We start from the raw sequence: 26,292 nt of genomic DNA, 5'->3' as shown, positions 1-26,292 counted from the left end.
AGCCCCACAGCCCGATTGGAGTGTCAACGATGTCAACGCCAACATCAACCCTGTATCCACCCGACGGTTTCGGCGCCCCCAAGCACCGCAAGGGCCACGCCACAGGCGATTTCGGACTGCCCGCCGATACCGAAATCTTTTCGGCCGACAACCACATCTCGGTGGCCGAGGACATCTTCTACGAACGTTTTCCCGACGAGCTCAAGGGCGCCGCACCCCGGATCTGGTACGAAGACGGCGCATACATGGTCGGGATGAAGGGCAAGGCCTGGACCGGCGGCGATTTCGGCCGGGTCCTGATGCAGTACGACGATCTGGCCGGGGCGGCGACCAACAACATCGACGCCCGGGTCCGCGAACTCAAAGAAGACGGTATCGACAAGGAGCTGGCGTTCCCCAACGCCGTGCTGGCGCTGTTCCACTACCCGGACAAGTCGTTGCGCGAGCGCGTGTTCCGCATCTACAACGAGCACATCGCCGATCTGCAGGAACGCAGCAAGGGCCACTTCTACGGCGTCGGGCTGATCAACTGGTGGGACCCCAAGGGCACCAGGAGCACGCTGGACGAGCTGAAGTCGTTGGGCCTCAAGACATTCCTGTTGCCGCTGAACCCCGGCAAGGACGACGACGGCAACATCTACGACTACGGCAGCACCGACATGGACGCGGTGTGGGACGAGATCGAGGACGCCGGCCTGCCGGTCAGCCACCACATCGGCGAGACGCCGCCCAAGACGCCGTGCCAACACAACAGCGTCGTGGTCGGGATGATGGTCAACGTGGACTCGTTCCGCGAACAGTTCGCCAAGTACGTCTTCTCCGGCATCCTCGACCGCCATCCCACGCTCAAGATCGGGTGGTTTGAGGGCGGCATCGCCTGGGTGCCCACGGCACTGCAGGATGCCGAGCACATGCTCGCCTCGTATCGGCACATGTTCAACCACGAACTGGGGCACCCGGTCCGGCACTACTGGGACAACCACATGAGCGCGTCGTTCATGGTCGACCCGCTCGGCCTGGAGCTCATCGACAAGATCGGCGTGGACAATGCGATGTGGTCGTCGGACTACCCGCACAACGAATCGACGTTCGGCTACTCGGAGAAGTCGCTGCAGGCCGTCGTCGACGCGGTCGGGCCCGAGGACGCCGTCAAGATCGTCAGCACCAACATCAAGAACTTCCTGGGGATTTCGTGACCACGTTCGCAACACAGTCCACCCTGATCGACATTCCGGAGGTTCCCGACCGGGCCCGCATGTACCGCGAATGCGGGGCCAGGCTGCGCGACTCCATGCGCGAAAAGGGCGTCGATGCACTGGTTCTGATCGGCAACGGCAACGTCGTCTACGCGACGGGCGTCAGCTGGCCGCTGCTGGATGCGGGCCTGTCCCACGTGGAACGCCCGGTGGCGATCGTGCTGGCCGACGATCCGCATCCCCACCTGTTCATGCCGCTGCGTGAGGGGTCGGCCTCGGCCTGTGAGGTGCCCGACGACCACGTGCATCCCGCGCTGTACCTCGAATTCGACGAGGGCGTCGAGCAGTTCGGCAAAGTGCTGGCCGATCTGGTGCCCGCCCGGGGCACGGTCGCCGTCGACGAGATGACCGGTGCGATGCGGCGCGCGTCGGCCACCCTGTTTCCGTCCGGTCCGCCGTCGGATGCCGCGCAGGTGGTCGGACCCGCCAAGCTCGTCAAGACGCCCGATCAGATCTCGTGTGTGCGCAACGCGTGCCGCATCACCGAAGAAGCCATGGTCGACGTGCAGAAGGCGCTCGCCCCCGGCGTGCGGCAGGTCGACCTGTCGGCGGCGTTCGTCCGGCGGGCCTTCGAACTGGGCGCGACGGCCAACATGCTCGAGGCGATCTGGCAGGTGATGCCCACGACGAAGACCAGCGGGTCGGTGTGGACCACCACCGGCGACCTCGCCTTGCCGCTGCTGACCACTGAACGCGAACTCGAACGCGGTGATGTGCTGTGGACCGACGTCAGCATCACCTACCACGGCTACTGCTCTGACTTCGGCCGCACCTGGCTGGTCGGCGACGAACCGTCGCAGCGTCAGCAGGCGCAGTTCGACAAGTGGCGCGAGATCATGTCCGCCGTACTGTCCGTGACCAAGGCGGGTGCCACCAACGGTGATCTGGCGCGCGCGGCGATCGCCGCCAACGGGGGCGCCAAGCCGTGGCTGCCGCACTTCTACCTCGGCCACGGGATCGGCACCAACGCCGCAGAAATGCCGATGATCGGAACCGATCTCGGCGAGGAGTTCGACGACAACTTCGTGTATCCCGCGGGCATGCTGCTGGTGCTCGAACCCGTGGTGTGGGAGGACGGCACCGGCGGCTATCGAAGCGAGGAGATCGTGGTGATCACCGAGGACGGCTACCAGTCGATCACCGACTACCCTTACGCACCCTACGGACAGGATCGGATCTGAATGGCACTCGAGATTCTGCCCGACGCAGCCGATTTGCGCCGGGGCCGCCGCGAGCGGGCGCTGGCCCAGATGGAAGCCCGCGACATCGACATCCTGGTGTTGGGCCGCCAGGCCAACGTGCGGTACGTGACCGGCGCCCCGCAACTGTGGGTGGCGGGCACCCGACCGTTCGGGCCGATCTGCGAAGTCATCCGCTCGACCGGGGAGATCTACCTCAACAGCACCTGGGATGAAGGCATCCCCGACGAGATCCCCCACGAGAACCTCTACGGGTTGGCGTGGAACCCGATGACGCTCGTCGAGGTGCTCAAGGCGCTGCCGGGTGCGGCCACCGTCAAACGTGTCGGAACCGATTCGCTGACACCGACATTCGCGCAGCTTTTGCCGATGGCGTTTCCCAACGCCGAGATCGTCGACGCCGAGCCTGCCCTGCGGGCGGCCCGGCGGATCAAGACCGCCGACGAGATCGCGGTGCTGCGCGGCGCGCTGGCGGTCGGCGAGACGGCGCTCGACGCGGCCCGCGCCGAGTTGCGGCCCGGTGTGACCGAGCAGACGCTGACCGGCGCGCTGATGGAGTCGATGGCCGCGGGGGGTGTCACCACGCCGGCCACCCAGGACGGCGCGTGGGCGACCAGCAAGGACCATCCGTGGCGGCGGGCCCGCAGCGACGGCCGCATCGAAGACGGTGACCTGGTGGCGTTTTCGGCCGGTGTGCTGGCCGACGGCTACCTCGGCGAGGTCGGCCGCACGTGGACGGTCGGCGATATCGACGGTTCGGCGGTCCCCGCGCTCTACGATCGCTGGGATGAGTTGCGTGAGCGGCTGATCGCCGCCTGCCTGCCCGGATCCTCGGCGAGCGACCTGCTGGCGGTCTACGAGGCGGCGGGGGAGCGGCTGCCGGTGATGCCGGTGGCCCACGGACTCGGTCTGGGATTCGACCCGCCGGTGGTGACACCACAGCTGCGGCAGACCTGCGCGCAGGAGATTCTCGAACCCGGCATGGTGCTCGCCGTCACCTCCTACGTGTGGGAAGCCGGCGTCGGCGCGGTCTTCGGACGCGAGGCAGTGCACGTCACCGCCGACGAACCAGAGGTTTTGACCAGCAGCCCTTCGCAGACGGGCGCTCGGGCCAAGGGTGCGGGCGAAAACGCCGGCGTCGGCATCGGCTGAAGGGAACTACATGTCTGAGAACGGAAATCGGCCCAAGCCCGAGGAACTGATCCTCTACAGCAAGGACCCGAAGACCAAGATCGCGACCATTACGTTCAACCGGCCGGAGTACCTGAACGCGCCGACGTCGGCGGCGCGGCTGCGCTACGCGGATCTGCTGCGCGCGGCCACAGTCGACAACGACGTCAAGGTGGTGGTGATCCGCGGCGTCGGGGACAACCTCGGCAGCGGCGCGGACCTTCCGGAGTTCATGGAGGGCAACGACAACACCGATCTGCGCCTTGCCGAACTGCGCCTCGAGGACGACGGCGTCGGCGAGGTCACCTACCCGCCGAAAGGTTCGTTTCGGCACGGGGCCACGATCAGCGCCTGGTACGCCAACGTGCAGGCCGGTAACCGCCCGCTGCAGGAGCTCAAGAAGATCAGCATCGTGGAGGCCAAGGGCTACTGTTACGGCTGGCACTTCTACCAGTGCGCCGATGCGGATCTGGTGATCTCGTCTGACGACGCGTTGTTCGGGCATCCCTCGTTTCGGTACTACGGTTGGGGTCCGCGGATGTGGACGTGGGTGCAGATGATGGGGCTGCGCAAGTTCCAGGAGATGGTGTTCACCGGACGCCCGTTCACCGCCGAGGAGATGTATGAGTGCAACTTCCTCAACAAGGTGGTGTCGCGCGACGAGCTCGAGGCCGAGGTCGACAAGTACGCGCGGGCATGCGCCCGAAACCGGCCAGTCGACACCGTTTTTCAGCAGAAGATCTTCTTCGAGGTGTTCAAACAGCACCAGGGCGAATACATGGGCAGCCTGTTGTCGGCGTTCTTCGAGTCGATGGGCAGCGGCGCGGCCAACGACGACACCGACGATCTGGACATGCATGAGGCCATCGACAGCGGGCTGGCCGACGCGGTCAACGACAACGACATGAGGTTCCCCGCCGAGTTCCGGCTGAGTAAATCCAACCGCAAGAAGGACTAGTGGCAGCACTGGACGGGTACGTCGTCGTTGACCTTTCCACGGGCATCGCAGGCGCCTACTGCACGAAGCTGCTCGCCGAGGGTGGCGCCCAGGTGATCAAAGTGGAGCCGCCGCAAGGGGACTGGCTGCGCCGTTGGTCGGCGTCCGGCGCGCAGATCGCGTCGGGTGAAGACGGTGCGCTGTTCAGCTTCCTGGCCGGCGCCAAGCACAGCGTGGTGGCCGACCCGGACAGCGACATCGACTTCGTCAACGCGCTGCTCTCCGAGGCCGACGCGGTGGTGTGGTCGCGCGGATCGTCGGTGGCCGAACACGTGGTGTGCACCCCGGCGGCGATCCGGTCGGCGTATCCGCATCTGACCGTCACGTCGATCACCCCGTTCGGGCTGTCTGGTCCGTGGGCCGACTGTGCGGCGACGGAGTTCACCCTGCAGGCGTGGTCGGGCGGCATCGTCGGGCTGGGCCGCGGCTCAGCGGACCGCGCCCCGGTGTATGTGGGCGGGCAGGTCGGCGAGTACCTCGCGGGTGCGTACGCGAGCGCGGCGACTTTGGCGTCGCGGGTGCGTGGCGGCGCCGAACTGGTCGACGTGTCGATGCTGGAAACCCAGGTCCTCGGGCTCACCTACTATCCGGTGTCCTACTTCGAGATGCTGGGCAGGCCGTGGCGCGATGCCCGACGGTTGACGGTACCCGGGATCGCGCGGGCCAAGGATGGGCTGATCGACATCGGCTGCGGCACCGCGCAGCAGTGGTTCGACCTGTGCGCGATGACCGGCCACGACGACTGGATCGACGAGGAGTCGCCGCTGTCGATCACCGAGCAGGCCAACGAGAAGGCCGACGAACTCTACGCGTGGGTCGAGAGCCACACCGTCGACGAGATTCGCGACCTGGCGACGGCGTTCCGCATCCCGAACGCACCGGTGGCCAACGGCGCCAACGCCGTCGGACTCGACCACTTTCGCGAACGCGGCTCGTTTGTGAAGAACCCCGGCGACGGCTTCGACCAGCCCGGCCCGCCGTACCGCATGCAGCCGGCCGTGTTGCGCGCACCCGAACCTGCCCCCCGCCTCGGCGAACACACCGAGCACTACCGCCCAATGGGACTTTCGGGACGAAAGACCCCCGCAAATCGCGCCGAACGGGACATTTCGGCAAAACTGCCGTTCGAGGGGTTACGCGTCATCGACATGACCACCTTCTGGGCCGGCCCGTCGTGCACCCACCTGCTGGCGATGCTGGGCGCCGACGTCATCCACGTCGAGTCGACCCGCCGCCCCGACGGCACCCGGCTGATCGCCGGCATCCCGGTTACCGAAGACCAGTGGTGGGAGAAGTCGCCGATCTTCTCCGGCCTCAACACCAACAAGCGTGGTGTGACGCTGGACCTGCAGAGCGCCGCCGGCCGTGACCTGCTCAACCGGTTCATCGGCACCGCCGACGTCATCGTCGAGAACTTCACCCCGCGGGTGCTGGACCAGATCGGGCTGGACTTCGCTGCGGTGCAAGCGGTTCGGCCCGACACCGTCATGCTGCGCATGCCCGGCTTCGGCCTCGACGGCCCGTGGCGCGACAACCCGGCGTTCGCCTACGTCATCGAAGCGGCGTCGGGCATCAGCTGGCTGACCGGCTACCCCGACCGCAATCCGTACGAGCCCTACTCGGTCGGCGACCCCAACGCCGGAATCCATGCGCTCAACGCGCTGCTGCTGGCACTGGAACACCGCCGCCGCACCGGCGACGGCGTTCTGGTCGAGGCAGCGATGGTCGACGCGGCGCTCAACGTCGCCGCCGAACAAGTCATCGAATACTCCGCGTACGGCGCCCTGCTGCAACGTGACGGAAACCGCGGCCCGACCGCGGCTCCGCAAAACCTGTACCGCACCAACGACATCGACGAGTTCGGTCGCGCCGACTGCTGGGTCGCGGTGGCCGTGGCCGACGACGAGCAGTGGGCAGGCCTGCGCGAGGCGCTGGGCCATCCCGAATGGGCGTCGCAGCCGCAACTGGCCACCACGGCGGGCCGTCGCGCGCACCACGACACCATCGACGAGCACCTGGCCGCCTGGTGTGCGGACCGCAGCGGCGACGACATTGTCGAAACGCTGTGGAACCACGGCGTTCCGGTGGGCAAGGTGATGCAGCCGCATCGCCAGACCGAACTGACGCAGCTGGCCGCGCGGGGCTTCTTCGAGGACGTCGGGCACCCGGTCAACGCCCGGACCCCCCACAGCACGTTGCCGTTCAAGATGTCGCGTGGCCCCGAGCGGGTTCACGTGCAGTCCGCGCCGCTGCTCGGACAGCACAACCACGAACTGCTGACCGAACTCGGCCTGACCGACGAGGAGATCGCCGACCTGCAGGACCGCGGGGTGATCGGCAACGCGGTCGTGATGGGTCCGAGCAAGGCCTCCCGATGACGCTATGGGCGACATTGCGGTCAGGGCTGTACCGTTCAGCCAACAACCCTCATTGCAATCTCGGCGATAGCACCGAACCGATGACTCTAGACCGATGACCATCAATCCGTCCCGCATCCTGCTGACCGGCCGCGTCGCGGTCGTGACCGGCGGCGGTGCGGGCATCGGCAAGGGCATCGCCGAAGGCCTGGCCGCGTTCGGCGCGTCGGTGGCCATCTGGGAGCGCGACCCCGACATCCGCGCCGCCGCCGCCAAAAGCATTGGGGCACTGGGTATCACCACCGATGTGCGCGACAGCGCGCAGGTCGACGCCGCGTTGGATCGCACGGTCGCCGAGCTGGGCGAGGTATCGATCCTGGTCAACAACGCCGGCGGCACGTTCTTCTCACCGCTGCTCGACACCACCGAGAACGGTTGGGACACACTGTACAAGAGCAACTTGCGCCACGTCCTGTTGTGCACGCAGCGGATCGCGCGGCGCCTGGTCGACGCCGGACAGCCCGGCAGCATCATCAACGTGACGTCGATCGAGGGCGTGCGCGCCGCGCCCGGCTACGCGGCGTATGCCGCAGCCAAGGCCGGCGTCATCAACTACACCCAGACCGCCGCTTTCGAACTGGCGGCCCACTCGATCCGGGTCAACGCGCTGGCCCCCGACCTGACGCTGACCGAAGGCCTGATGCAGTTGTCGGGAGGGACGCTGCAGCCCGACGCCGACACACCGGCGATTCCCATGCGCCGCCCCGGACACGTCGACGAGATCGCCGGCGCGGCAGTGTTTCTCTCCTCCGACATGGCCAGCTACATCACCGGGCAGACCATCCACGTCGACGGCGGAACCCACGCTGCGGGCGGCTGGTACCACCACCCGCAGACCGGCCGACCGACGTTGGGGCCGCCGGCTCAGTGAGTCCAGCCCTCGGCTGCTTGCTCGTCGAAAGCGCGGTCGATGCGTTCGAAGCGGCGCCGAATGGATCCGCGTGCCGCGCTGTGCGGCAGCACATAAAGCCGGTTGGCCAGGATCGCGTCGACGGTCAGCCGAGCCACCTCGTCGACGTCGAGCACCGAGTCGTCGGCCGGGTTCGACGCCAACTGCTGCACCGTGTCGGCGGGCGAGGGGGTGGCCGGGCCGTAGTCGTCGCCGCGGACCCGCTCGGTGTTGGCCAGCAGGTTGGTGTCGACGATCATCGGACACAACACGGTGACGCCGATGCCGTCGGCGCGCACCTCACGCGAAAGTGTTTCGGCGAGCGCGACGACGCCGTATTTCGCCACGCAGTACGGGCCCAGCCCGACATTGGGGATCAGCCCCGCGAACGACGAGGTGAACGCGATGTGGCTGTCGGCCTGCTGCGCGATCAGCCGCGGCAGAAACGCTTCGACGCCGTGGATTGGCCCCCACAGGTCGACGTCGATGACGAACCGCCAATCGTCGTGGCTGGCTTGCGCTATCGGGCCGGCGTAGGCGATGCCGGCGTTGTTGAACACCACGTGCACTTCACCGAACATGCCGAACGCCTCGTCGGCCAGCCGGGTGACGTCGTCGAGCTTGCGCACATCGCACAGCACGCCGTGGGCGTCGATGCCATCGCCGCGCAGGGTTGCCACCGCGTCGTCGAGCGCGCTCAAGTCGATGTCGGCGAGCATGATTCGTGCTCCGCGGCGGGCGAATTCTCGTGCGGTGGCGAAACCGATGCCGCTGGCGCCGCCGGTGATGACCGCTGCGGGTCCGTCGAAGTTGTTCACGTGCGCACCCTACGGCGTGTCGGGACCTGGTTCGCCTAACTTGCGCCGGATGGCGCCCCACGGGTCGGCATAGCGGCCTGGTTGTTTCCAGTAGGCGCCGCGGCGCGCCAGGATCATCCGGACCAGCGGAGCCAGCGGGCGCAGCAGGTAACGGGTCCAGCCCGCGTTCGCGCGCATCTCGCCGACCATGTCGTCCCACGAATAGTGCTGGAATCCCAGCGCTTCCTGCGCCCTGGCGGTGTCCATCCAGTCGGTGACGAACCAATCGTCGTCGCTGTCGGGGTTGCCGGGCCGGCCCGGCGGCAGCCCACCTTTCAGGCCGCGCGCAGCCGCCAGCGCCGGGCCCACCTCGCCCTGCCTGACCAGGTGTGAATCGTCACCGGCGACCAACAGGATTTCGCCGACGACATCAGCCGTCGTCGCCGCCGCGAAGGCCCAGGCGACATCGCGGACATCAACGCTGTGCAGCTTGCCGTCGGTGGGCAGCAGGCTTTCGAAATACAGTGCGTCGGTGGAGAACGTCATCGCCGACGGATCAGCGGTGAGCACCCCGCCCAGCCGCAACACCACCCACTGCAGGCTCGATGCGCGAACGATCTGCTCGGCTTCGATCTTGTGTGCGCTGTAGAGGTCGGACGCCTTCATCGGCATGTCGGCCCGGACCGGCTCGTCGGAGCGGTGGGGGTTGCGCGAGCCGAAGACCGCGTTGCTCGACGCCTGCACCCATCGCGGCGGGGTAGGTTGGGACTCCGCGATTCCGACCAGCGTCGCGGTGGCATCGACGTTGACGCGCCGCGCGAGTTTGGCGTTGCGGTAGATCGCGGGCGGAATGACCGCGGCGAGGTGGATGATCGCCGCGGGCGCGACTTCTGCGACGAGCCGGCCGGCCTGGTCGCGGTCCGTCAGGTCGGCCCAACGCACGTCGACACCGCGGGGCAGCCTGGAGGTGGCCTTGCGGTTGGCGGGGGTGTCCAGGTCGGTGGCCACCACGCGCCGGCCCAATTCGGCCAGCCGCCGCACGGTTGCGGTTCCGACAAGGCCGAACGCGCCTGTGACGAGCACCGGGTCGGACATCGACTCCCCCAGGGTTATAGCGTTCTCTTTTTCGGAGAGTAACATATCCGCAGGTTGAGGCTCGGCGTTCGGTTAGGTTTGGGTTGGCTCGAGAAGCGGAACAAAAGGACATGACCAGTAGCGGGACGGGCAGACCAGAGGTCGCCAAGTGGGATCCGGTGTTGACCCGGCGCATCACCGACTGGGTCGGCCCGGTCGTCAGGCGTTATTTCCGTGCCGAGGTCCGCGGCCTCGACGCCATCCCCGCGGCGGGCGGAGCACTTGTGGTGTCCAACCACTCGGGCGGCATGCTCACCCCCGATGTGCTTGTCTTCGCGCCGGCCTTCTACGAGAAGTTCGGCTTCGATCGGCCCGTCTATACGCTCGGGCATGACGCGATCTTCGTCGGACCGGTCGGCACACTGCTGCGTCGCGCCGGCGTCATCGGGGCCAACCGGGAAAACGCGGCGAAGGCGTTGCGGGAGGGCGCGGTGGTGCTGGTGTTCCCCGGCGGCGACTACGACTCCTACCGGCCGACGTTCACCGAGAACGTGATCGACTTCGCCGGCCGCACGGGATACGTCCGGACCGCTGTCGAGGCCGGTGTCCCGATCGTACCGATGGTGTCGATCGGCGCCCAGGAGACACAACTGTTCCTGGCGCGTGGCGACTCGATCGCTCGGCGCATCGGACTCAAGCGCTTACGCGCCGAGATCCTGCCGATCAGTGTCGGATTCCCATTCGGGGTGTCGGTGTTCTTCCCGCCGAACCTGCCGTTGCCGGCCAAGATCGTCACCCGCGTCCTCGATCCGATCGATATCACCGCGGAGTTCGGTGAGGATCCCAACATCGAAGCCGTCGACCTGCACGTTCGAGCGGTCATGCAGGCGGCGCTGGACGAACTGGCTGCCGAGCGCCGCTTCCCGGTGCTGGGATGAGCACCATGGCCGACAATTTTGGACTTCTGCAGACACTGTGGCGGGCCCGGTTGATCGCACCGATGCGCCCCGACAAGTACGTGCGCATGGGCGCGGCGATGCGTCGCGTGGGCGTGACCGCCACGGTCGGCTTCGCCGTGGCAGCCCAGCGCTGCCCCGACCGTCCCGGTTTGGTCGACGAACGCGGCACGCTGACGTGGCGTCAGCTCGACGACCGCTGTGACGCGGTGGCAGCGGGGTTGCAGGGTTTGCCGGGCGGGAGCCCGAAATCCGTTGCGGTGATGTGTCGCAACCACCGCGGGTTCATCGAGGCGCTGGTGGCGGCCAACCGGATCGGCGCCGATGTGTTGCTGTTGAACACGTCCTTCGCCGGGCCGGCGTTGGCGCAGGTGATCGAACGTGAAGGCGCCGACGCCATCATCTACGACGAAGAGTTCGCCGCCACCGTGGACCGCGCGATGGCGGACAATGCCGACGCAACGAGGATTCTCGGTTGGACCGATACCCCGACTGACCAGCTCACCTTGGACGCGCTGATCGACAAGCACGCCGGCGAACGGCCCGAGCCCAGCACCCGCAAGAGCGACATCATCCTGCTCACCTCCGGAACCACCGGACTCCCGAAGGGCGCCAAGCGTTCCGAGGGCAGCGGTGGAGCAGGAGATCTCAAGGCGGTGCTGGACCGCACTCCGTGGCGCGCCGAAGAATCCATCGTCATCGCCGCGCCGATGTTTCACGCGTGGGGCTTTTCGCAGCTGTTGTTCGCAGCGCTGCTGGCCTGCACGATAGTCACCCGCCGCAAGTTCGACCCCGAGGCGACGATGGCGCTGGTCGATCAACACAAGGCCACCGGGCTCGCGGTCGTCCCGGTCATGTTCGACAGGATCATGGATCTGCCCGACGACATCCGGAACCGCTACAGCGGCAAGTCGTTACGGTTCGCCACCGCATCGGGTTCACGGATGCGGCCCGACGTGGTGACCAAGTTCATGGACCAATACGGCGACGTGATCTACAACAACTACAACGCCACCGAAGCGGGGATGATCGCCACAGCCACCCCCGCCGATCTGCGCGCCGCACCGGATACCGCGGGTAAAGCCGCTGACGGGACCGAGATCCGCATCCTCGACGAGAGCCACCGCGAACTGCCCACCAACGAGGTGGGGCAGATCTTCGTGCGCAGCGGCACGCTGTTCGACGGTTATACCTCCGGCACTACCAAAGACTTCCACGAGGGCTTCATGGCCTCGGGGGACATGGGTTACCTCGACGACGCCGGACGGCTGTTCGTGGTGGGGCGTGACGACGAGATGATCGTGTCCGGCGGAGAGAACGTTTACCCGATCGAGGTGGAGAACGTGCTGGCCGCCCATCCGCAGGTGGGCGAGGTGACCGTGCTGGGCGTCGACGACGAGCAGTACGGTCAGCGCCTGGCAGCCTTCGTCGTCTTGGCGCCCTCAGCCACCGTCACCGCCGACGACCTCAAGCAGTATGTCCGGGAGAACCTCGCCAATTACAAAGTGCCGCGCGAGATCCGGGTTCTCGAGGAACTGCCGCGCGGCAGCACCGGCAAAATCCTGCGCAACGACCTGCGGGACCTGGTGACCTAACCGGACGTGGTGGCCGGCGGCATGGCCGTGGCGACGGTGATCGGGCCTTTCAGTCCGGCGGCTAGCCGGATCTCGGTGAAACTGTGGATCATCGCGTCGGTCGCCTGGTGCACATCGTCGAACGTCTGATCGTCGGAGAGCACGGCGATGTCGACCTGGTCGACGTAGCTCCAGACAGTCATGTTGAATGCGCTGCCGGCGGATAGCACGCCTACGGAGTAGATCTCGCTGACGCGGGCACCGCCGATATGGCCGTGCTCACGAGGGCCCGGCACGCTGGAGATCGCGACGTTCATGACCTTGTTGTGTGCGGCACGTTTTGATCGCCACCGGAACAACGCCGGTGTCAACGGCGGCGGCAGATACTCCATTACCTGGCCCTGCAGCCGTGGGCCGAGAAGATCGTGAACCTCCTTGGCGTTGGAAGTCGTCAGCGCCGTCAACCGCACCCGTTCGAGCGGATCGTCGATGTGCACGGGCAGCGATACGGTCAGCCCGCTGATCTCGTTGCCGGTGACCCGATCAGCGGAGCGGTCGGTGGAGACCGGAACCGACGCCAGGATCGGACGGTCGGCTCGTCCGTCGTAGCGCAGCAGCAGTTCGCGCAAACCACCGGCCGCGGTGGCGAGCACGATGTCGTTGAACGTCACGTTCAGCTGTTTGGCGGTCTCCTTGACCTCGGCGAGCGCGAGGGACGCCGTCGCGAAGGTGCGGGTGGGGGAGACCACGTGGTTGAGAAATGTCGACGGTGTCTTGAAGAGCTTGGCCGTCTCATGCGGTGCCGTCGGCGGCCGCGGTCGCCGACGCAACCGCGCCACACCGCGTACCGCATCACGCACCAGTGCGGGCAGCCCGGCTATGTGCTGCACGTGGTCACGCCCCGCCGCCCGCAACAACTCGGCCTTCGACGGCGGCTCGCACGCGCTGTAGCCGTCGTGTTCGTCACGCGCGGAACCCGACAGGTCCATCAGGCGCGCAAGAAGATTCGCCGAGGCGACACCATCGGCCAACGCATGGTGCACCTTGCCGATCAACGCGAACCGGTCGTCGGCCATCCCCTCGGCGAAGTGGAACTCCCACAGCGGGCGGCTGCGGTCCAGCGCTGTGCTCGCGATGTGACCGATCACCTCGTCGAGTTCACGGCGGCCGCCCGGGCTGGGCACCTGAACGCGGCGCAGGTGGTAGGCGAGGTCGACCGGGCAGTTCTCCAGCCACATCGGGTGGTGCAGCTTCCACGGGATGTCGACCAGTTGGTAGCGCAGCGGATCCAGCAGATGCAGCCGTCGCGCGACGGTACGGCGGAACACCTCGAAGGTGAACTCCGAGCCGTGTTCGGTCTGGTAGCCCGCGGCGTCGATGATCGCCACCTTCAGCGTGTGGGTGTGCAGGCTCGGCGTCTCGGTGTACAAGAGCATGGCGTCCATGCCATTGAGTCGCTTCACATCCCAGCCCTTCGGACGAGTACGCGAGGGCTCTATCGAATCACCCCGACCATCATGATCGGGGGCTTTCGATAACGACTGGGTGCTAGGCGATCGCGTCGAGGGCAGCGCGGGTGTCGAGGTCGAGGAACGCCGCGGAGTAGCGCTGGGCCAACGCCAGGCAGATGTCGGCACCCTGCCAGGCATCGCCGCCGGACAGCGTCGCCATCCAGATCGCCAGTCCGTGCGCGACGGATGCGCGGTAGCGCAGCCACACCTCGGCTGCCGTCGGCTTCTCGTCGGCGGGAAGTGTCAGCGCGTCGCGGTACTCGGTGAGCAGGTCGCGCTCGGCGAGTCGGCGGTCCTCGATCGTCAACGCGCCCTGCAGGAAGTAGCCGACGTCGAGGGACCAGTTGCCGCGCCGCGCCATCTGCCAGTCCAGGAATCCGACCTCGTCATCGGGCAGCACGTAGGTGTTGCCGATGTGCGGATCGCCGTGCAGCAGAGTCTGTGGCGAGCTGGTCAGCGTCCCGATGTAGCGCGCCCAGATGTCGATGAACAATTCGGTTCCGCTCAGTGCCGGGATCTCGGCTGGAACGCTGTCGCCCAACCGCTCGTGGGCGATGTGCAGCGGCGCGTGCTCGAGCCCTTCGAACGCGACGAACGGCTCGAGCCAGCCCAGTGCCGGTTCGGTCGCCAAGCGCTCACCCCAGAACCGGCTGTGCATTCGCGCCAGCCCGCGCACTCCGCTGGCCACCTGCTCGACCGTCATCGGCCGCGTGGAGTCGCGGGGGTCGGCGCCGCGCGCGACGACGTCCTCCATGATCATCAAGAAGTTCCTGGCATCCTCGTCGATCAGCGCCGTGTAGACCGCCGGGTGATCCAGCGGCAACTCGATGCCCGACATGAACAGCCGGGGCTCGTGGAACAGCCCACTGGTGAGCGCAACGAGGTCGGCGTGCTCCGGGTCGACGGCCTTGGCGAACACCGTCGCCGGCCCGGAGCCCGCCGAGTACGTCAACGCCAGCCGGGCACGCCGGTTGGTACCGTCGTCGCGAAGCGCCACGGCGACCGTATCGACGACGGCGCCGGGAAAATCCCGCGCGAGCGCCGCCGTCATCCAATCCGGGGTGATCTCTTCCCATTCCCGCGGCAGCGACAGCTCCGCGACAGTCACTTTTCGTCCGCCTTACTTCAGGCAGCTGCCGCCGTCGACCGGCAGCGTCACACCGGTGATGAAGCGCGCCTCGTCCGAGGCCAGGAACAGCACCGCGTTGGCGATGTCCTCGGGCTCGACCCAGCCGATCGGCAACGTGTGCATCAACTGGCCGACGACCTTCATATCCTCGGGGCCCGGGTTTTCCAGGTCGGGCCGGAACAGCCGCATGGTGCCGTCGTTCATGAACAGCGGCGTGTTGACGTTGGTCGGGTGCACCGAGTTGACACGGATGTTCTGGGCGCCGAGTTCGACGGCGAAGGTCCGCATCAGGCCCACCACACCGTGTTTGGCGGCGACGTAGTGACCCGTGTGCGGGTAGGCCTTCAGCCCACCGACCGAGCTGGTGAGGATGATCGAACCCCCGCGGCCGCCCTCGAGAATGTGCGGCACCCCCGCCTTGACGGTCTTCCACACCCCGCCGAGGTTGATGTCGATCATCGCCGTCCAGTCTGTTTCGCTGGTCTTGTCCAGCGTCTGGCCGCCGTTTCCGATGCCGGCGTTGGCCACGATGATGTCGAGCCGGCCCAGTTGCTCCACACCGGTGTCGACCGCCGCCTTGAGTGCGTCGTAGTCGCGGACGTCGACCTCGGCCGTGTAGATGCGGCGGTCGTAACCCTTGACCAGATCGGCGGTTTCGGCCAGGTCCTCCGGGGTGGAGGCGTCGATCAGGTCGACCGTGTCGATCTTCTTGCAGATGTCCACGGCGATGATGTCGGCGCCCTCCTGGGCCATCCGCACGGCGTGGGCGCGGCCCTGCCCGCGCGCGGCGCCGGTGATGAACGCGACCTTGCCTTCTAGACGTCCTGCCATACTATTCAATCCCTTTGGTGTCGGTGGGGTGGGTTTTGGGTGCTCACGCCTCAGATACGAAGGTGGGCATGGATTCCCAGCCGCGTACGGCTGTGGTTTCCGATGGACGCGCGTTCGGCCAGTCGACCTGCCACGCCGGGAACCGCTTGAGAATCTCCTCGAGGGCGATCCGGCCCTCCAAGCGCGCGAGCGCATTGCCCATGCAGAAGTGGGTTCCCGCGCCGAACGTCATGTGCGAGCGCTGTTCTCGGTGAATGTCGAAGACATCACCGTTGGGCGGGAAGCGGCGGTGGTCGCGGTTGGCCGCCCCCACCAGCATCAGCATCGCCGAACCTTGGGGGACCGTCTGCCCGTAGTACTCCACATCGCGGGTGACGTAGCGGGCCATCTGCAGGGCGGGCGGCTCCCAGCGCAGGATCTCCTCGATCGCCTGCGGTATCAAGCCGGGGTCGGCCACCAGCTCGGCGCGCTGATCGGGGTAATCGGCGAGCGTCTTTCCCGCCCAACCGATCAGACGGGTCGTCGTCTCGCTACCCGCGGTGGCGATGACCGTCAGGTACATCAGCAACTCTTCGCGGCCCAATTTGCGTACGGTGCCCGTCTCGTCTTCGAACTCGACGTTGAGCAGATCGGTCATGATGTCATCGGACGGATGTTTGGTGCGGTAGTCGATGAACTCGGCGAACACCTCACCGGTGGCCATCAGGTCGACGTTGTCGCTCTGCAAGGTCGCTTCACCGTGTTCGGTGACCCGACGTTGGTCTTCTTCGGGAATGCCCAAAAGCATGCCGATGACGCGCATGGGCATCTGCTCGCCGAGATCGTTGACGAAGTCGAACCGGCCCGTGCCGACCAGCGGATCGAGACAGCGGGCGGTGAACGCGCGGATCTGCGGTTCCAGCGCCTGCACCTTGCGCGGGGTGAACACCCGTGACAGCAGGTTGCGGTGGATGTTGTGGATCGGCGGATCTTCGAAAATCAGTGTGCCGGGCGGGATCTCCATCCCGGACTTGATGATCTCGAGCAGCGCGCCACGTCCGGAGATGAACGTCTCGTGGTCGATGACGCCCTTGTTGACATCGTCGAAACGGCTCAGCGCATAGAAGTCGTGCTTGTCGTTGTAGTACAGCGGTGCCTCTTCGCGAAGGCGGGCGAACACCGCGTACGGGTTCATGTTGATGTCGATGTTGTAGGGGTCGTAGTACAACTCGACGTCCGTCGCGGCGGGTTGTACGCCAGGATTTTCAGCGCTGATCGTCACGGGTCGCCTCTCGCTGGACCAGGGTCACATAAGACATGGGGCAGACTTTTGTCTCACAACTTTGGCATTCGCCCCGAATGGTGTCAATAAGCTGACCGGTTTTCGCGATTTATACTCTCCGCTTAGTAGAACGGTCTTCTCATCACGGCGTCGACATCCCGAAACGTCCGAGTGCTTATTGCGCGTACCGCGCCGCGAAGGGGCCGTCAGCGCTGCGATCCGGCCGTCGGCATCTTGTGCGGTGATGGCGAGACCGCCGAGTAGATCCGGCCAGAGATCGGGCACCCGCCCAGTGTAAGTCAGCTTCTCAGCTGCGAGAACATAATTCTCACGAGAATGTGATTCTCTGCCTACTCGGCGGCAAACCCGCGGGCGCAGAAGTCCCAAACCTCGTCCGCGGTGATGGGGTTGGCGGCGCCTGTGTCGTCGGTCTCACCGCTGGATTGCGCGACGAACATCACGGTCTGCATCGTCATTGCGGCCATCCGCTTGGGGTTGATGCCCTCACGAAGTTGGCCGGCGGCGCTGGCTTCTTCCATCAGCTCGGTGAGCAGGGCGAGAAGCGGTGCGTGGGCGATTTTGACCTCGGACGGATGTGACACCAGAAGACGCGGCGCGAAGTCGGTGAATAGCGGGCGCTTGGCGGTCGGATCGGGTCGCGACGACTCGAAGAGAAGCTGGACCGCGACCTTCAGGCGTTCGATCGGCTCGTCCTCGGTGGTGGTCGCCGCCCGTATCTGATCAGCCGAGCGGCTCAGCGCATCCTCGAACAGCGCGAGCAACAACTCATGCTTACCGTCGAACTGCAGGTAGAAACTGCGCAGCGACTGCCTCGAACGGTCGACTACTTCCTGCACCGTGAAGTCGGTGTTGCCCTTCTCGATGATGATCGCCTGCGCTGCGTCCAGGAAACGCTGCACACGCTGCGCAGCACGCAGCTTGGCGGTTTTGATCGATCGCTCGACCGCACGTTGCTTCCAGGCCGGCTCCTCGCTCGGGCTGGTCACCGGCGGCTCAGATGCGTGCCGATTTGGGAGAACATGAACTGACTGTACCGGAGAACGCCTTGCCATTGCGGTCCTCGACCCCTTCGCGGCCTACGTGTCAGAGATTGTAACTTTCTCACGATGAGAATAGTATTCTCATTTTGTTGATAACAGTAGGCCTTACCAAAAATTTGATCCACCGGGAGTGCCGTGCAGCTGACCTTTCATGCTGACGTAGAGGCATTCCGCGCGGAGTTCAACGCGTTCCTCGACGAGAATCTTCCGCCCGATGCGGAGGCTTTCGCACGCTCGCAATCCAGCAGCGACGTTCCCGTCTGGGCACGCGACTGGCAGCGTCTCATGTTCGACAACGGCTGGTTGCTGCCCGGTCATCCGCCTGAGTTCGGCGGGCGTAACGCCACCTTGTTACAGCAGTATGTGCATCAGCAGGAACTGGCACGACGACGCGTCTACCTGACCTTCAACCCGCAGGGCGTCGGGATCGTGTCCGCGTCGCTGATCACGTTCGGCACACCCGAACAACAGCGCCGCTGGGCGGTGCCGATCCTGCGCGCCGAGATCACCGCCTCGCTGGGGATGAGCGAGCCCGGCGCCGGATCAGACCTCGCGTCGCTGCGCACTCGGGCCGAGTTCGTATCCAGCGACGACGGCGATCATTTCGTGGTCAACGGCCAGAAGGTGTGGACGTCGGGTGCACACGACGCAGACGTGCTGCTGACCTTCGTGCGCACCGATGCCGACGCGCCCAAACACAAGGGCATCAGCGTGCTGCTGATCCCGACCGACCTGCCGGGCGTGGTACGACGGCCGTTCGCATCGGTGTGCGACCAGAACGACCTGGACTTCAACGAGGTCTTCTTCAACGACGTGCGGGTGCCCGCCGAGAACCTCGTCGGACCTCTCAACGAGGGTTGGCGGGTGGCCAGCGGTTCGCTCGGGCATGAGCGGAACATGTTGTGGCTCAGCTACGCCGACCGGCTGGCCGAGCTGACTGAGGACTTCCGGCCCGCCTCCGCGCCGGACCGCGACCGGTATGCGACGTTGGTCATGGACAATCAGGCGCTTCTCCTGCTCGGCTCGGTTGCGCTGGCCCGCGCGGCTCGCGGTGAGGAAGACGCGTCCGCGCTGTCGGTGCTCAAGCTCATGGGCTCGGAAGCTTCGCAGCTGGCCACCGAATACGCGCTGGACGCAACGGGTGTCGACGGTCTGGCTCACCCGAGCATGTCCGGTCCGTACAGCGCACACCACCTCGACGCGTACCGGTGCGGCTGGTTTGAACGCTACGTGCGCTCCTTCGGCGGCACCATCGCCGGCGGAACCTCTGAAATCCAACGCAACATCATCGCCCAGCGGCTGCTGAGACTGCCCCGAAACTAGAAGGACGCAGCATGTATATCGACTACGACGTCGCCGACCGCATCGCAACCGTCACCTTGAACCGTCCGGAGGCGGCCAACGCCCAGAACCCCGAGCTGCTCGACGAACTCGACGCGGCGTGGACCCGCGCCGCAGAGGACAACGACGTCTCGGTGATTCTCCTGCGGGCCAACGGGAAGCATTTCTCGGCCGGACACGATCTGCGCGGCGGCGGTCCGGTGCCCGACAAGATCACCCTCGACTTCATCATCCAACACGAAGCCAAGCGCTACCTCGAGTACACGCTGCGCTGGCGCAACGTACCCAAACCGTCGATCGCCGCGGTACAGGGCAGGTGCATCTCCGGTGGTCTGCTGTTGTGCTGGCCGTGCGATCTGATCATCGCCTCCGACGACGCGCAGTTCTCCGACCCCGTCGTGCTGATGGGCATCGGTGGCGTCGAATACCACGGCCACACCTGGGAACTGGGACCCCGTAAGGCCAAGGAGATACTGTTCACCGGCCGGGCGATGACCGCGGAGGAAGTGGCCGCCACCGGTATGGTCAACCGCGTCGTGCCCCGGGACCAACTCGATTCGGAAACCAGGGCGCTGGCCGAGCAGATCGCCAAGATGCCGCCGTTCGCGTTGCGCCAGGCCAAGCGCGCGGTCAACCAGACACTCGATGTGCAGGGCTTCTACGCGGCCATCCAGTCGGTGTTCGACATCCATCAGACCGGACACGGCAATGCGCTGAGCGTGGGCGGGTGGCCGGTGTTGGTGAACCTCGACGAGATGAAGGCCAACATCAAATAATCTGCGCGAGCGGAGAAATTAGAGTTGTGCGAGGCGGGGCACAGAGCCGCGGGCCCGCAATCCCGCGCCCGCCTTGCGGGTGAGTTCCTTTGTGTTACCAAGCAACCCGTCGAGCACCAACGCGCGCTTCACGTGCCGGTGCAGGTCGTGCTCGGCGGTGAAGCCGATACCGCCGAGCACCTGCTGACAGTGTCGGGCCGCGGTCAGCGCGGCCTTGCCCGCGGCGGCCTTGGCCAACATCGCGGTCAGGTCAGGGCTTTCGGCCTCGGGCAACGCGAGTGTCGCCTCGGCGCCTTCGATGGCCACCAGGGTCTCGGCCAGCCGATGCCTGATCGCCTGAAACGACGAGATCGGTCGGCCGAACTGGACGCGGTCCAACGCGTGTTGGCGCGCCAGCGTGAGCATCGCCCGCGCCGAGCCGACCAGCCACCAGCCCACCGCCCGTCGCGTCTCGCCCAACCGCATCGTCTCGCCGTCTGGCAGCCGGCGCAGTGGCAGCCCACCCAGCGTGGTGTCGCCAGATCCGTTGCGCTCCCACACGACCCAGCTGCCACCCGCGTACGGCATCGGCGGGGTGCCGCCGGGTAGGCCGCCGATCGTCTCCAGCAGCACATCGTTGAGAACCGACGCGTGCGAACCGGTTTCACCGAGCAACCGAAACACCAGCGGGATCGCCAGATCCGGCATGTCGGCAAGCATGTCCGCCCAGCCCAGTTCGGCCAGCGCGGCATCCAGTTCGGCGCCGGAGGTCGACAGCATTGTCTTGCGTAGCGTGTCTTCGAGCATTGCGAGCGACTTGGCGTCCAGAGTGTCCACGGTCACTCCTTCCCGAGGTCCAGGAGGCGACGGGCGATGATGTTGCGCTGCACCTCGGCGGTACCACCGTAGATGGTGGCCGCCCGCGAATACAGATACTCGGTGCGCCATGGATTGTCGTCGAGCTCGATCACACCCGGAAGCAGATCGCGCGCGGTGTCGTAGAGCTGCTGCTCGGCACCGGCCAGCAGCACCTTGTCGATGGAAGTGTCCGCACCGAGCTTGTCCCCGTCGGCGAGCCGGTGCTGGGTCGCCCGCGACCGGCAACGCAGCGTGTGCAGCGCCAGATAGGTCTCGCCGAGATCCGTATCCACCGCTTGACCTTGGCGTTTCACCTCGCCGATCAACGCGTCGAACCGCGAGTACAGGTAGGCGATGCGCTGCCAGAAACAGGTCGAGCGCTCGTAGGGGAGTAGGTCCATGGCCAGCCGCCATCCATCACCCGGTTGGCCGAGCATCCGGTCGGTGGGCACCGCGACGTCGTCGAAGTACACCTCGCAGAACTCGTCGACGTCGTGCATGGTGCGCAGCGGCCGAACCGTGACGCCCGGGGTGTCCAGGTCGACGAAGAAGGCCGTGATGGCCTCATGGTTCGGCGTATCCGGTCCGCCGGTGCGGGTGAGCAGGACGCACCGGGTCGCGTACTGCGCGAAGCTGGTCCAGACCTTCTGCCCGTTGATGATCCACTTGTCGCCGTCCTGCACGGCGCGCGTGGTCAGCGACGCGAGGTCGCTGCCCGATCCGGGTTCGGAGAAGCCCTGGCACCACGACTCCTGGCCGGACAACAATTTCGGCACCATCTCGGCGGCCAGTTCGGGCCGCGCATAGTCGATCATCGTCGGGGTCAGGACCTCGAGCATGGAATACGGTCCGGGATGGTCGATTCCGCGGCCGACGATCTCCTCGCCGACGATCGCCCGCAGGATCTCCGGGCCGCCGAGCCCGCCCGCAGACTCGGGCCAGCCGTACCGCATCCAGCCGGCGTCGTAGAGCGCATTGAGCACCCGAAGATGCTGGCCTTGGTGGGCATCCAGCGAGTCGTCACCGGGCGGAGGCGTCAAGTCATTGGCCTCGAGCCATTCCCGCAGGGCGGTGCGAAACGCGTGGGGCTCGAAAAGCTCTGTCATCCCGCTTCGGGCCTTCCGATGGCGTGCGGGCGGCCGGAGTCGTGCTCGCCGCTGCGCCGGATGAACGTCATGGCACGGGTTTTCAGCCGCCAGCCGTCGTCGGTGCGGACGTAGGTGTCGTTGTAGTAACCGATGCGCATGTCGTGTTGGGAGTGCTCGATGAAGCACAGCGGCTGCGTTCCGCTCGCCTTGTCGGGGTCGTCGGGGTCGAGGTGAATCAACGACGTGCCGGTCATGAATAGGCCCTTGGGCGCAGCGTCGACGAGTTCGGGGAAGCGGTTGAGCGTGTAGGTCGAGCCGAACGCGCTGTAAGTGCCGTCCGGGGTAAACACCGAGATCAGGCCCTCGATGTCACCTTGGGTGATGGTGACGGCGTATTTCGCCAGCAGCTGCTGGATCTCGACAAGATCCTCGATTCGCTTCGACTCAGTCATGTCGGAAGACCTTACCGCCCTTCATTACGAAGTTGACGTCTCGTGTAACGCTGATATCGGTGAGGGGATCGCTGGGCACCGCGATGATGTCGGCGAGATAGCCCTCGGCGAGACGACCCAAATTCGGCTTGTTGATGAGGTCTGCCGCCACCACGGTCGCCGCGCGCAGCACCGCCGCAGCGGGCATGCCCCAGTCGACGAGCGTCACCAGCTCATCGGCGTTCTTGCCGTGCGGGATCGCCGGAGCGTCGGTGCCGACGGCGATCTTGACTCCGGCCTCGTAGGCTGCCTTGATCGACGTACGGGCCTTCGGGAACATCTCGGCGGCCTTGTCCTGCAGCTCCTTTGGTGCCCGCGACACATCCATCGCTTCGGCCAGCCTGCGCGTCGTGACCAGGAAGCGGTCGTTGTCGACGAGCATCTGGACGGCTTCGTCGTCCATCAGGAAGCCGTGCTCGATGCAGTCGATACCGCACGCGACGGCGTGTTTGACCGCCTCCGCGCCGTGGGTGTGCGCGGCGACGCGCAGCCCGCGGCGGTGGGCCTCGTCGACGATGACGCGCAGTTCCTCATCCGAGTAGTGTTGCGCCCCAGCCTCACCGGTCAACGACATCACGCCGCCGGAGCAACACACCTTGATCAGCTGTGCGCCGTGCTTGATCTGATAGCGCACCGCTTTGCGGATCTCGTCGACCCCGTTGGCGATGCCCTCTTCGATCGTCAGCTCGAGCACACCGGGCATGAAGGCCGCGAACATCGTCGGATCGAGATGCCCGCCGGTGGGGGTGATCGCGTGCCCGGCCGGAATCACCCGGGGCCCCTCGATCCAGCCCGCGTCGATGGCCTTGCCCAGCGCGACGTCGAGCAGGTAACCGCCGGTCTTCACGAACAACCCGAGGTTGCGCACCGTGGTGAAGCCCGCGCGCAGTGTGCGGCGGGCATTGCCGACCGCGCGCAGCACCCGGGTTGCCGGGTCGTCCTGCACCTGGGACAGGCCGGGGTTTTCGCCCCGGCCGCCCATGAGCAGGTTGACCTCCATGTCCATCAGGCCAGGCAGCAGGACCGCGTCGCCCAGATCGATGACGTCACCCTCGGCTGAGCCCCCGACCCCTACAATCAGGCCGTCGTCGACCCGGACGATCCCGGGCCGGACGATCTCGCCGGCGTCGACGTCCAGCAGACCTGCTGCTTTGAGGGTCAGCACAACTTAGACCACCGGCTCCTTGATGCAGGTGATGTACGTGGCGCCGCTGTCGAGCACACGCGGCTGCTTCCACACCTCGATCGGGAAGGATACGTTGACCAGTGACTGCATCATGTGAATGAGCGCCTTTGCGTCGTCGGGCATTCCGTCCAAGGGGAACCTGGCGTCGCAGTATTCCATGACGGCCTCCAGGCGGGGGAACGCATTGTCGTAGAACTCCTGCATTTCCTCCATGGTCGAGGACAGCCGCTTCTGGTAACGCTCTTCCTCGGTGGGCAGGCACCAGTCGGTGAACCGCTCGAGGTCGGCGAACTCTGCTGGCAACTTAGGCATTGATCGCATCCTTCTGACCGGCCGACGTCGCGGGTCTCCCATTGCCCGAACCGTCGGTGAGACCCTTTTCCTTCTTATAGGCGTTCACGTGATCCCACGCCGTCTTGTGCAGATGGCGCAGCAGGACCTCTTGGTCGCACAACAGGAAATCCTTGACCGCGCCGGTGCTGATCATCGTCTGGGTGGCCTCCAGGGTGTTGGCGTCCTGGAACGCGTACTCCTTGAACGTCACCGCCGCGAGCTCATGGGCAAGTCGCTCCCGGGTGTTGGTGGCGGGCACGAAGTACAGCGTGCACTCGAAGATGTGCTTGTCGACGTCGGTGGGCCAGTAGTGGTACGTGAGATACCAGCCCGGCGCCCACAGCAGCAGCGTGAAGTTCGGGAAGAACTCGAAAGAGTCCTGACCCCAGGAATGGTGACGCGACGGGTTGACCGCCGGCGGCAACTCGCCGGGCAGGATGCCCTTGATGTTGGGCCGGTCCCACGGGCCGAACAACCCGCTGTGCAGCACCCGTTCGATCGGCTTGACCATGTTCGGGTCCTTCGGGGGGCTCATCCCACCCCACGACGAGATCATCGAGTGCCTGCCCTTGATGTCATAGTGCAGCGCCTCGAAGCCGAAGCTGGCCAGCTTCTCCGCCTCTTCCTTGACCGCCTGCTTCATGTGCAGCACCGGTGCATGGTAGAACTCGACGAACGCGTCGATGAACAGCTTCCAGTTCGCGTTGACTTCGGCGCGGTAGGAGTAGGTCTCCGTCATCTCGTGGAAGGGATAGCCCTCCAAGCCCTTTGCGAACTCGCCGAGGTAGTCGGTCAATGGTTCGGCATCATCGTCGAAGTTGATGAAGATGAAGCCTTCCCACACCTCGCAGCGCACGGGCACCAACCCATAGTCGGCCTTGTCGACGTCGAAGAACTCGTCCTCCTGCTGGATGAAGGTGAGGTCTCCCTCGAGGCTGTAGCGCCACGCGTGGTACTTGCAGGTGAACTGGCGGCAGGTGCCCGACACCTCCTGGCCGGGATAGTCGTTCCACACCAGCTTGTTCCCGCGGTGGCGGCACATGTTGTGAAACGCGCGAACTTCGTTGTCGGTACCCTTGACGACGATCACCGACGTGCCCTTGCCCGCGGACGGCATCTCCTTGGTGAAGTAGCTGCCCTTCTTCGGAAGCCGTTCGACCCGGCCCACGTTCAGCCAGCACTTCCTGAAGATCGCCTGCTGTTCGAGCTTCCAATGCTCGGGATCTATCGAGTCGGTGTAATCCACCGGCCCCGTGCCGAGTTCGGGCCAATGCTCGGTCCAGCTGCCCTCAGCAGGTTTGGGGAAAAATGCCATGGTGTTTACCTCTCTGCGAGATTTTCGGAGTCGGGTACTACGCCGAAAGTGTTGATGGCCATGGCGAGTGCGCCATAGCAGCCGATGGTGAAGACGAGATCCATACGCTGGCGCTCATCAAGATGCTCGGACAACGTCGTCCACGTGGCATCGGAAATCTCCGAAGCGTCCTCGAGTTCGTCGACCGCGTACAGCACGGCGCGGTCCAGTTCGTCGTCCGCCTCACCGCGCTCGATACCGGCGATGACGTCCTCGGTCAACCCGGCGTCGAGGCCCATCCGTACGTGGTGGCGCCACTCGTACTCACAGCGGCGCCGGTGCGCCACCCGCAACACCGCCAGTTCGCGCAACCGTGCGGACAGGGTGGAGGAGTACAGCAGGTGGTTGTTGAAGCGCAGGAAAGCCCGCGTCAGCTTCGGATGGCGCACGAGGGTGGCCAGCAGGTTGCCCGTTTTCTCGGGGCTGCGCCGCTCGGCGGGGATGCTGGACAGGGCATGGTCGACCGCGTCATCCCACTGATCGGCAGGTAGCGGCAGCACTCGCACCGATAGCTTCCTCTCGCTCACGAGAATCAGGTTCTCATATTTGGCTAATAGGTTTCCATCTTTACCGCAGAAGGTCAATCCCCCTGGTCAGACGCGCCGGTCACGGCGGTGCCGGCCGGGGTACAACGGCGCTGCCTGGCGGCCCTGCGGCGGCTTTCGGACATTGATTCTCGCGATTAGAGAAGCTAGTTTTCTCTAGTAGAGAACCTTGTCGATCTAGGGTGGGGGTCAGCGACGACCCCGACGAAGGGAACAGGC

General features: G+C 65.8%; 24 protein-coding genes. 10 read left to right on the top strand and 14 right to left on the bottom strand.

The window, feature by feature from the left end; genetic code table 11:
* Positions 1 to 29 precede the first annotated feature (29 nt).
* The 6 genes from ABQF13_RS21645 (at position 30) to ABQF13_RS21620 (ending at position 7,910) form a co-directional block, all read left to right on the top strand.
* Positions 30 to 1,196 carry an amidohydrolase family protein gene (locus ABQF13_RS21645; protein ID WP_448394842.1) on the top strand — a complete coding sequence of 389 codons (1,167 nt, stop codon included), beginning with the start codon at positions 30 to 32 and terminating at the stop codon, positions 1,194 to 1,196.
* A gap of 59 nt (positions 1,197 to 1,255) precedes the next feature.
* Positions 1,256 to 2,437, top strand: coding sequence for a M24 family metallopeptidase (locus tag ABQF13_RS21640; RefSeq protein WP_448394930.1), 1,182 nt, complete (start codon positions 1,256 to 1,258; stop codon positions 2,435 to 2,437).
* The gene (locus ABQF13_RS21635) at positions 2,438 to 3,607 is read left to right on the top strand and encodes a M24 family metallopeptidase (protein WP_448394841.1); all 1,170 of its coding nucleotides are present in this window, start codon (positions 2,438 to 2,440) and stop codon (positions 3,605 to 3,607) included.
* A gap of 10 nt (positions 3,608 to 3,617) precedes the next feature.
* Positions 3,618 to 4,583 (top strand): enoyl-CoA hydratase/isomerase family protein, encoded by a 966-nt coding sequence (locus tag ABQF13_RS21630; protein ID WP_448394840.1) that lies wholly within the window; start codon positions 3,618 to 3,620, stop codon positions 4,581 to 4,583.
* Positions 4,583 to 7,000: a CaiB/BaiF CoA-transferase family protein gene (locus tag ABQF13_RS21625; RefSeq protein ID WP_448394839.1), complete on the top strand. Its 2,418-nt coding sequence runs from the start codon at positions 4,583 to 4,585 to the stop codon at positions 6,998 to 7,000. Before ABQF13_RS21630 ends, ABQF13_RS21625 begins: the two co-directional genes overlap by 1 nt.
* 94 nt (positions 7,001 to 7,094) lie before the next feature.
* Positions 7,095 to 7,910: an SDR family NAD(P)-dependent oxidoreductase gene (locus ABQF13_RS21620; RefSeq protein WP_448394838.1), complete on the top strand. Its 816-nt coding sequence runs from the start codon at positions 7,095 to 7,097 to the stop codon at positions 7,908 to 7,910.
* On the opposite strand, the gene ABQF13_RS21615 is transcribed toward ABQF13_RS21620, so the two are convergent.
* Both ABQF13_RS21615 and ABQF13_RS21610 read right to left on the bottom strand, forming a co-directional pair.
* Positions 7,904 to 8,746: an SDR family NAD(P)-dependent oxidoreductase gene (locus ABQF13_RS21615; protein ID WP_448394837.1), complete on the bottom strand. Its 843-nt coding sequence runs from the start codon at positions 8,744 to 8,746 to the stop codon at positions 7,904 to 7,906. The genes ABQF13_RS21620 and ABQF13_RS21615 overlap by 7 nt on opposite strands.
* Before the next feature lie 9 nt (positions 8,747 to 8,755).
* Entirely contained in the window at positions 8,756 to 9,820 is a 1,065-nt protein-coding gene (locus ABQF13_RS21610; RefSeq protein ID WP_448394929.1) for an NAD-dependent epimerase/dehydratase family protein, read from the bottom strand.
* Positions 9,821 to 9,930: 110 nt separating this feature from the next.
* On the opposite strand from ABQF13_RS21610, the gene ABQF13_RS21605 reads away from it, so the two are divergent.
* Positions 9,931 to 10,737, top strand: coding sequence for a lysophospholipid acyltransferase family protein (locus ABQF13_RS21605; protein ID WP_448394836.1), 807 nt, complete (start codon positions 9,931 to 9,933; stop codon positions 10,735 to 10,737).
* 5 nt (positions 10,738 to 10,742) lie between these two features.
* Entirely contained in the window at positions 10,743 to 12,350 is a 1,608-nt protein-coding gene (gene fadD12 / locus ABQF13_RS21600) for an acyl-CoA ligase FadD12 (protein WP_448394835.1), read from the top strand.
* Here fadD12 and ABQF13_RS21595 read toward each other — a convergent pair.
* The 5 genes from ABQF13_RS21595 to ABQF13_RS21575 all read right to left on the bottom strand — a co-directional run bounded on the left by ABQF13_RS21595 (position 12,347) and on the right by ABQF13_RS21575 (position 18,134).
* Positions 12,347 to 13,792 carry a WS/DGAT/MGAT family O-acyltransferase gene (locus ABQF13_RS21595; RefSeq protein WP_448394834.1) on the bottom strand — a complete coding sequence of 482 codons (1,446 nt, stop codon included), beginning with the start codon at positions 13,790 to 13,792 and terminating at the stop codon, positions 12,347 to 12,349. The genes fadD12 and ABQF13_RS21595 overlap by 4 nt on opposite strands.
* Before the next feature lie 85 nt (positions 13,793 to 13,877).
* On the bottom strand, positions 13,878 to 14,948 hold the full coding sequence (locus tag ABQF13_RS21590) for a phosphotransferase (RefSeq protein WP_448394833.1): 1,071 nt from the start codon (positions 14,946 to 14,948) through the stop codon (positions 13,878 to 13,880).
* 12 nt (positions 14,949 to 14,960) lie between these two features.
* Positions 14,961 to 15,800 (bottom strand): mycofactocin-coupled SDR family oxidoreductase, encoded by an 840-nt coding sequence (locus ABQF13_RS21585; protein WP_448394832.1) that lies wholly within the window; start codon positions 15,798 to 15,800, stop codon positions 14,961 to 14,963.
* A gap of 43 nt (positions 15,801 to 15,843) precedes the next feature.
* Positions 15,844 to 16,974 carry a cytochrome P450 gene (locus ABQF13_RS21580; protein ID WP_448394928.1) on the bottom strand — a complete coding sequence of 377 codons (1,131 nt, stop codon included), beginning with the start codon at positions 16,972 to 16,974 and terminating at the stop codon, positions 15,844 to 15,846.
* Between the two features lie 437 nt (positions 16,975 to 17,411).
* A complete protein-coding gene (locus ABQF13_RS21575) occupies positions 17,412 to 18,134 on the bottom strand; it encodes a TetR/AcrR family transcriptional regulator (protein ID WP_448394831.1) in 723 nt (240 codons plus the stop codon).
* Between the two features lie 123 nt (positions 18,135 to 18,257).
* Between ABQF13_RS21575 and ABQF13_RS21570 the strand changes: the two genes are divergently transcribed.
* Together ABQF13_RS21570 and ABQF13_RS21565 are read left to right on the top strand one after the other, a co-directional pair.
* A complete protein-coding gene (locus ABQF13_RS21570) occupies positions 18,258 to 19,445 on the top strand; it encodes an acyl-CoA dehydrogenase family protein (RefSeq protein WP_448394830.1) in 1,188 nt (395 codons plus the stop codon).
* An 11-nt stretch (positions 19,446 to 19,456) separates the two neighbouring features.
* Positions 19,457 to 20,239 carry an enoyl-CoA hydratase gene (locus tag ABQF13_RS21565; protein ID WP_448394829.1) on the top strand — a complete coding sequence of 261 codons (783 nt, stop codon included), beginning with the start codon at positions 19,457 to 19,459 and terminating at the stop codon, positions 20,237 to 20,239.
* Between the two features lie 18 nt (positions 20,240 to 20,257).
* Here ABQF13_RS21565 and ABQF13_RS21560 read toward each other — a convergent pair whose 3' ends face one another.
* From ABQF13_RS21560 to ABQF13_RS21530, 7 genes are read right to left on the bottom strand one after another with little or no spacing between them, the layout of a single operon-like run.
* Positions 20,258 to 21,025: an acyl-CoA dehydrogenase family protein gene (locus ABQF13_RS21560; RefSeq protein ID WP_448394927.1), complete on the bottom strand. Its 768-nt coding sequence runs from the start codon at positions 21,023 to 21,025 to the stop codon at positions 20,258 to 20,260.
* Positions 21,026 to 21,057: 32 nt separating this feature from the next.
* Positions 21,058 to 22,182: an acyl-CoA dehydrogenase family protein gene (locus ABQF13_RS21555; RefSeq protein ID WP_448394828.1), complete on the bottom strand. Its 1,125-nt coding sequence runs from the start codon at positions 22,180 to 22,182 to the stop codon at positions 21,058 to 21,060.
* A complete protein-coding gene (locus ABQF13_RS21550; RefSeq protein WP_448394827.1) occupies positions 22,179 to 22,616 on the bottom strand; it encodes a nuclear transport factor 2 family protein in 438 nt (145 codons plus the stop codon). Before ABQF13_RS21550 ends, ABQF13_RS21555 begins: the two co-directional genes overlap by 4 nt.
* Entirely contained in the window at positions 22,609 to 23,820 is a 1,212-nt protein-coding gene (locus ABQF13_RS21545) for a metal-dependent hydrolase family protein (protein ID WP_448394826.1), read from the bottom strand. The genes ABQF13_RS21550 and ABQF13_RS21545 overlap by 8 nt, the downstream gene beginning before the upstream one ends.
* A gap of 3 nt (positions 23,821 to 23,823) precedes the next feature.
* Positions 23,824 to 24,153, bottom strand: coding sequence for a hypothetical protein (locus tag ABQF13_RS21540; protein WP_448394825.1), 330 nt, complete (start codon positions 24,151 to 24,153; stop codon positions 23,824 to 23,826).
* Positions 24,146 to 25,489, bottom strand: coding sequence for an aromatic ring-hydroxylating oxygenase subunit alpha (locus tag ABQF13_RS21535; protein ID WP_448394824.1), 1,344 nt, complete (start codon positions 25,487 to 25,489; stop codon positions 24,146 to 24,148). The genes ABQF13_RS21540 and ABQF13_RS21535 overlap by 8 nt, the downstream gene beginning before the upstream one ends.
* Positions 25,490 to 25,494: 5 nt before the next feature.
* Positions 25,495 to 26,034: a carboxymuconolactone decarboxylase family protein gene (locus ABQF13_RS21530; RefSeq protein WP_448394926.1), complete on the bottom strand. Its 540-nt coding sequence runs from the start codon at positions 26,032 to 26,034 to the stop codon at positions 25,495 to 25,497.
* Positions 26,035 to 26,292: the final 258 nt, after the last annotated feature.

It is taken from the genome of Mycolicibacterium sp. XJ879 (assembly GCF_053483935.1).
This window is presented reverse-complemented; position numbering and strand designations above follow the sequence as displayed.

Excerpts from the sequence above, each read along its gene's own strand:
- ABQF13_RS21645 (WP_448394842.1), top strand. The coding sequence starts at position 30 with ATGTCAACGCCAACATCAACCCTGTATCCACCCGACGGTTTCGGCGCC.
- ABQF13_RS21640 (WP_448394930.1), top strand. The coding sequence starts at position 1,256 with ATGTACCGCGAATGCGGGGCCAGGCTGCGCGACTCCATGCGCGAAAAG.
- ABQF13_RS21635 (WP_448394841.1), top strand. The coding sequence starts at position 2,438 with ATGGCACTCGAGATTCTGCCCGACGCAGCCGATTTGCGCCGGGGCCGC.
- ABQF13_RS21630 (WP_448394840.1), top strand. The coding sequence starts at position 3,618 with ATGTCTGAGAACGGAAATCGGCCCAAGCCCGAGGAACTGATCCTCTAC.
- ABQF13_RS21620 (WP_448394838.1), top strand. The coding sequence starts at position 7,095 with ATGACCATCAATCCGTCCCGCATCCTGCTGACCGGCCGCGTCGCGGTC.
- ABQF13_RS21610 (WP_448394929.1), bottom strand. The coding sequence starts at position 9,820 with ATGTCCGACCCGGTGCTCGTCACAGGCGCGTTCGGCCTTGTCGGAACC.
- ABQF13_RS21605 (WP_448394836.1), top strand. The coding sequence starts at position 9,931 with ATGACCAGTAGCGGGACGGGCAGACCAGAGGTCGCCAAGTGGGATCCG.
- fadD12 (WP_448394835.1), top strand. The coding sequence starts at position 10,743 with ATGGCCGACAATTTTGGACTTCTGCAGACACTGTGGCGGGCCCGGTTG.
- ABQF13_RS21585 (WP_448394832.1), bottom strand. The coding sequence starts at position 15,800 with ATGGCAGGACGTCTAGAAGGCAAGGTCGCGTTCATCACCGGCGCCGCG.
- ABQF13_RS21580 (WP_448394928.1), bottom strand. The coding sequence starts at position 16,974 with ATGAACCCGTACGCGGTGTTCGCCCGCCTTCGCGAAGAGGCACCGCTG.
- ABQF13_RS21575 (WP_448394831.1), bottom strand. The coding sequence starts at position 18,134 with ATGGCAAGGCGTTCTCCGGTACAGTCAGTTCATGTTCTCCCAAATCGG.
- ABQF13_RS21565 (WP_448394829.1), top strand. The coding sequence starts at position 19,457 with ATGTATATCGACTACGACGTCGCCGACCGCATCGCAACCGTCACCTTG.
- ABQF13_RS21560 (WP_448394927.1), bottom strand. The coding sequence starts at position 21,025 with ATGCTCGAAGACACGCTACGCAAGACAATGCTGTCGACCTCCGGCGCC.
- ABQF13_RS21555 (WP_448394828.1), bottom strand. The coding sequence starts at position 22,182 with ATGACAGAGCTTTTCGAGCCCCACGCGTTTCGCACCGCCCTGCGGGAA.
- ABQF13_RS21550 (WP_448394827.1), bottom strand. The coding sequence starts at position 22,616 with ATGACTGAGTCGAAGCGAATCGAGGATCTTGTCGAGATCCAGCAGCTG.
- ABQF13_RS21540 (WP_448394825.1), bottom strand. The coding sequence starts at position 24,153 with ATGCCTAAGTTGCCAGCAGAGTTCGCCGACCTCGAGCGGTTCACCGAC.
- ABQF13_RS21535 (WP_448394824.1), bottom strand. The coding sequence starts at position 25,489 with ATGGCATTTTTCCCCAAACCTGCTGAGGGCAGCTGGACCGAGCATTGG.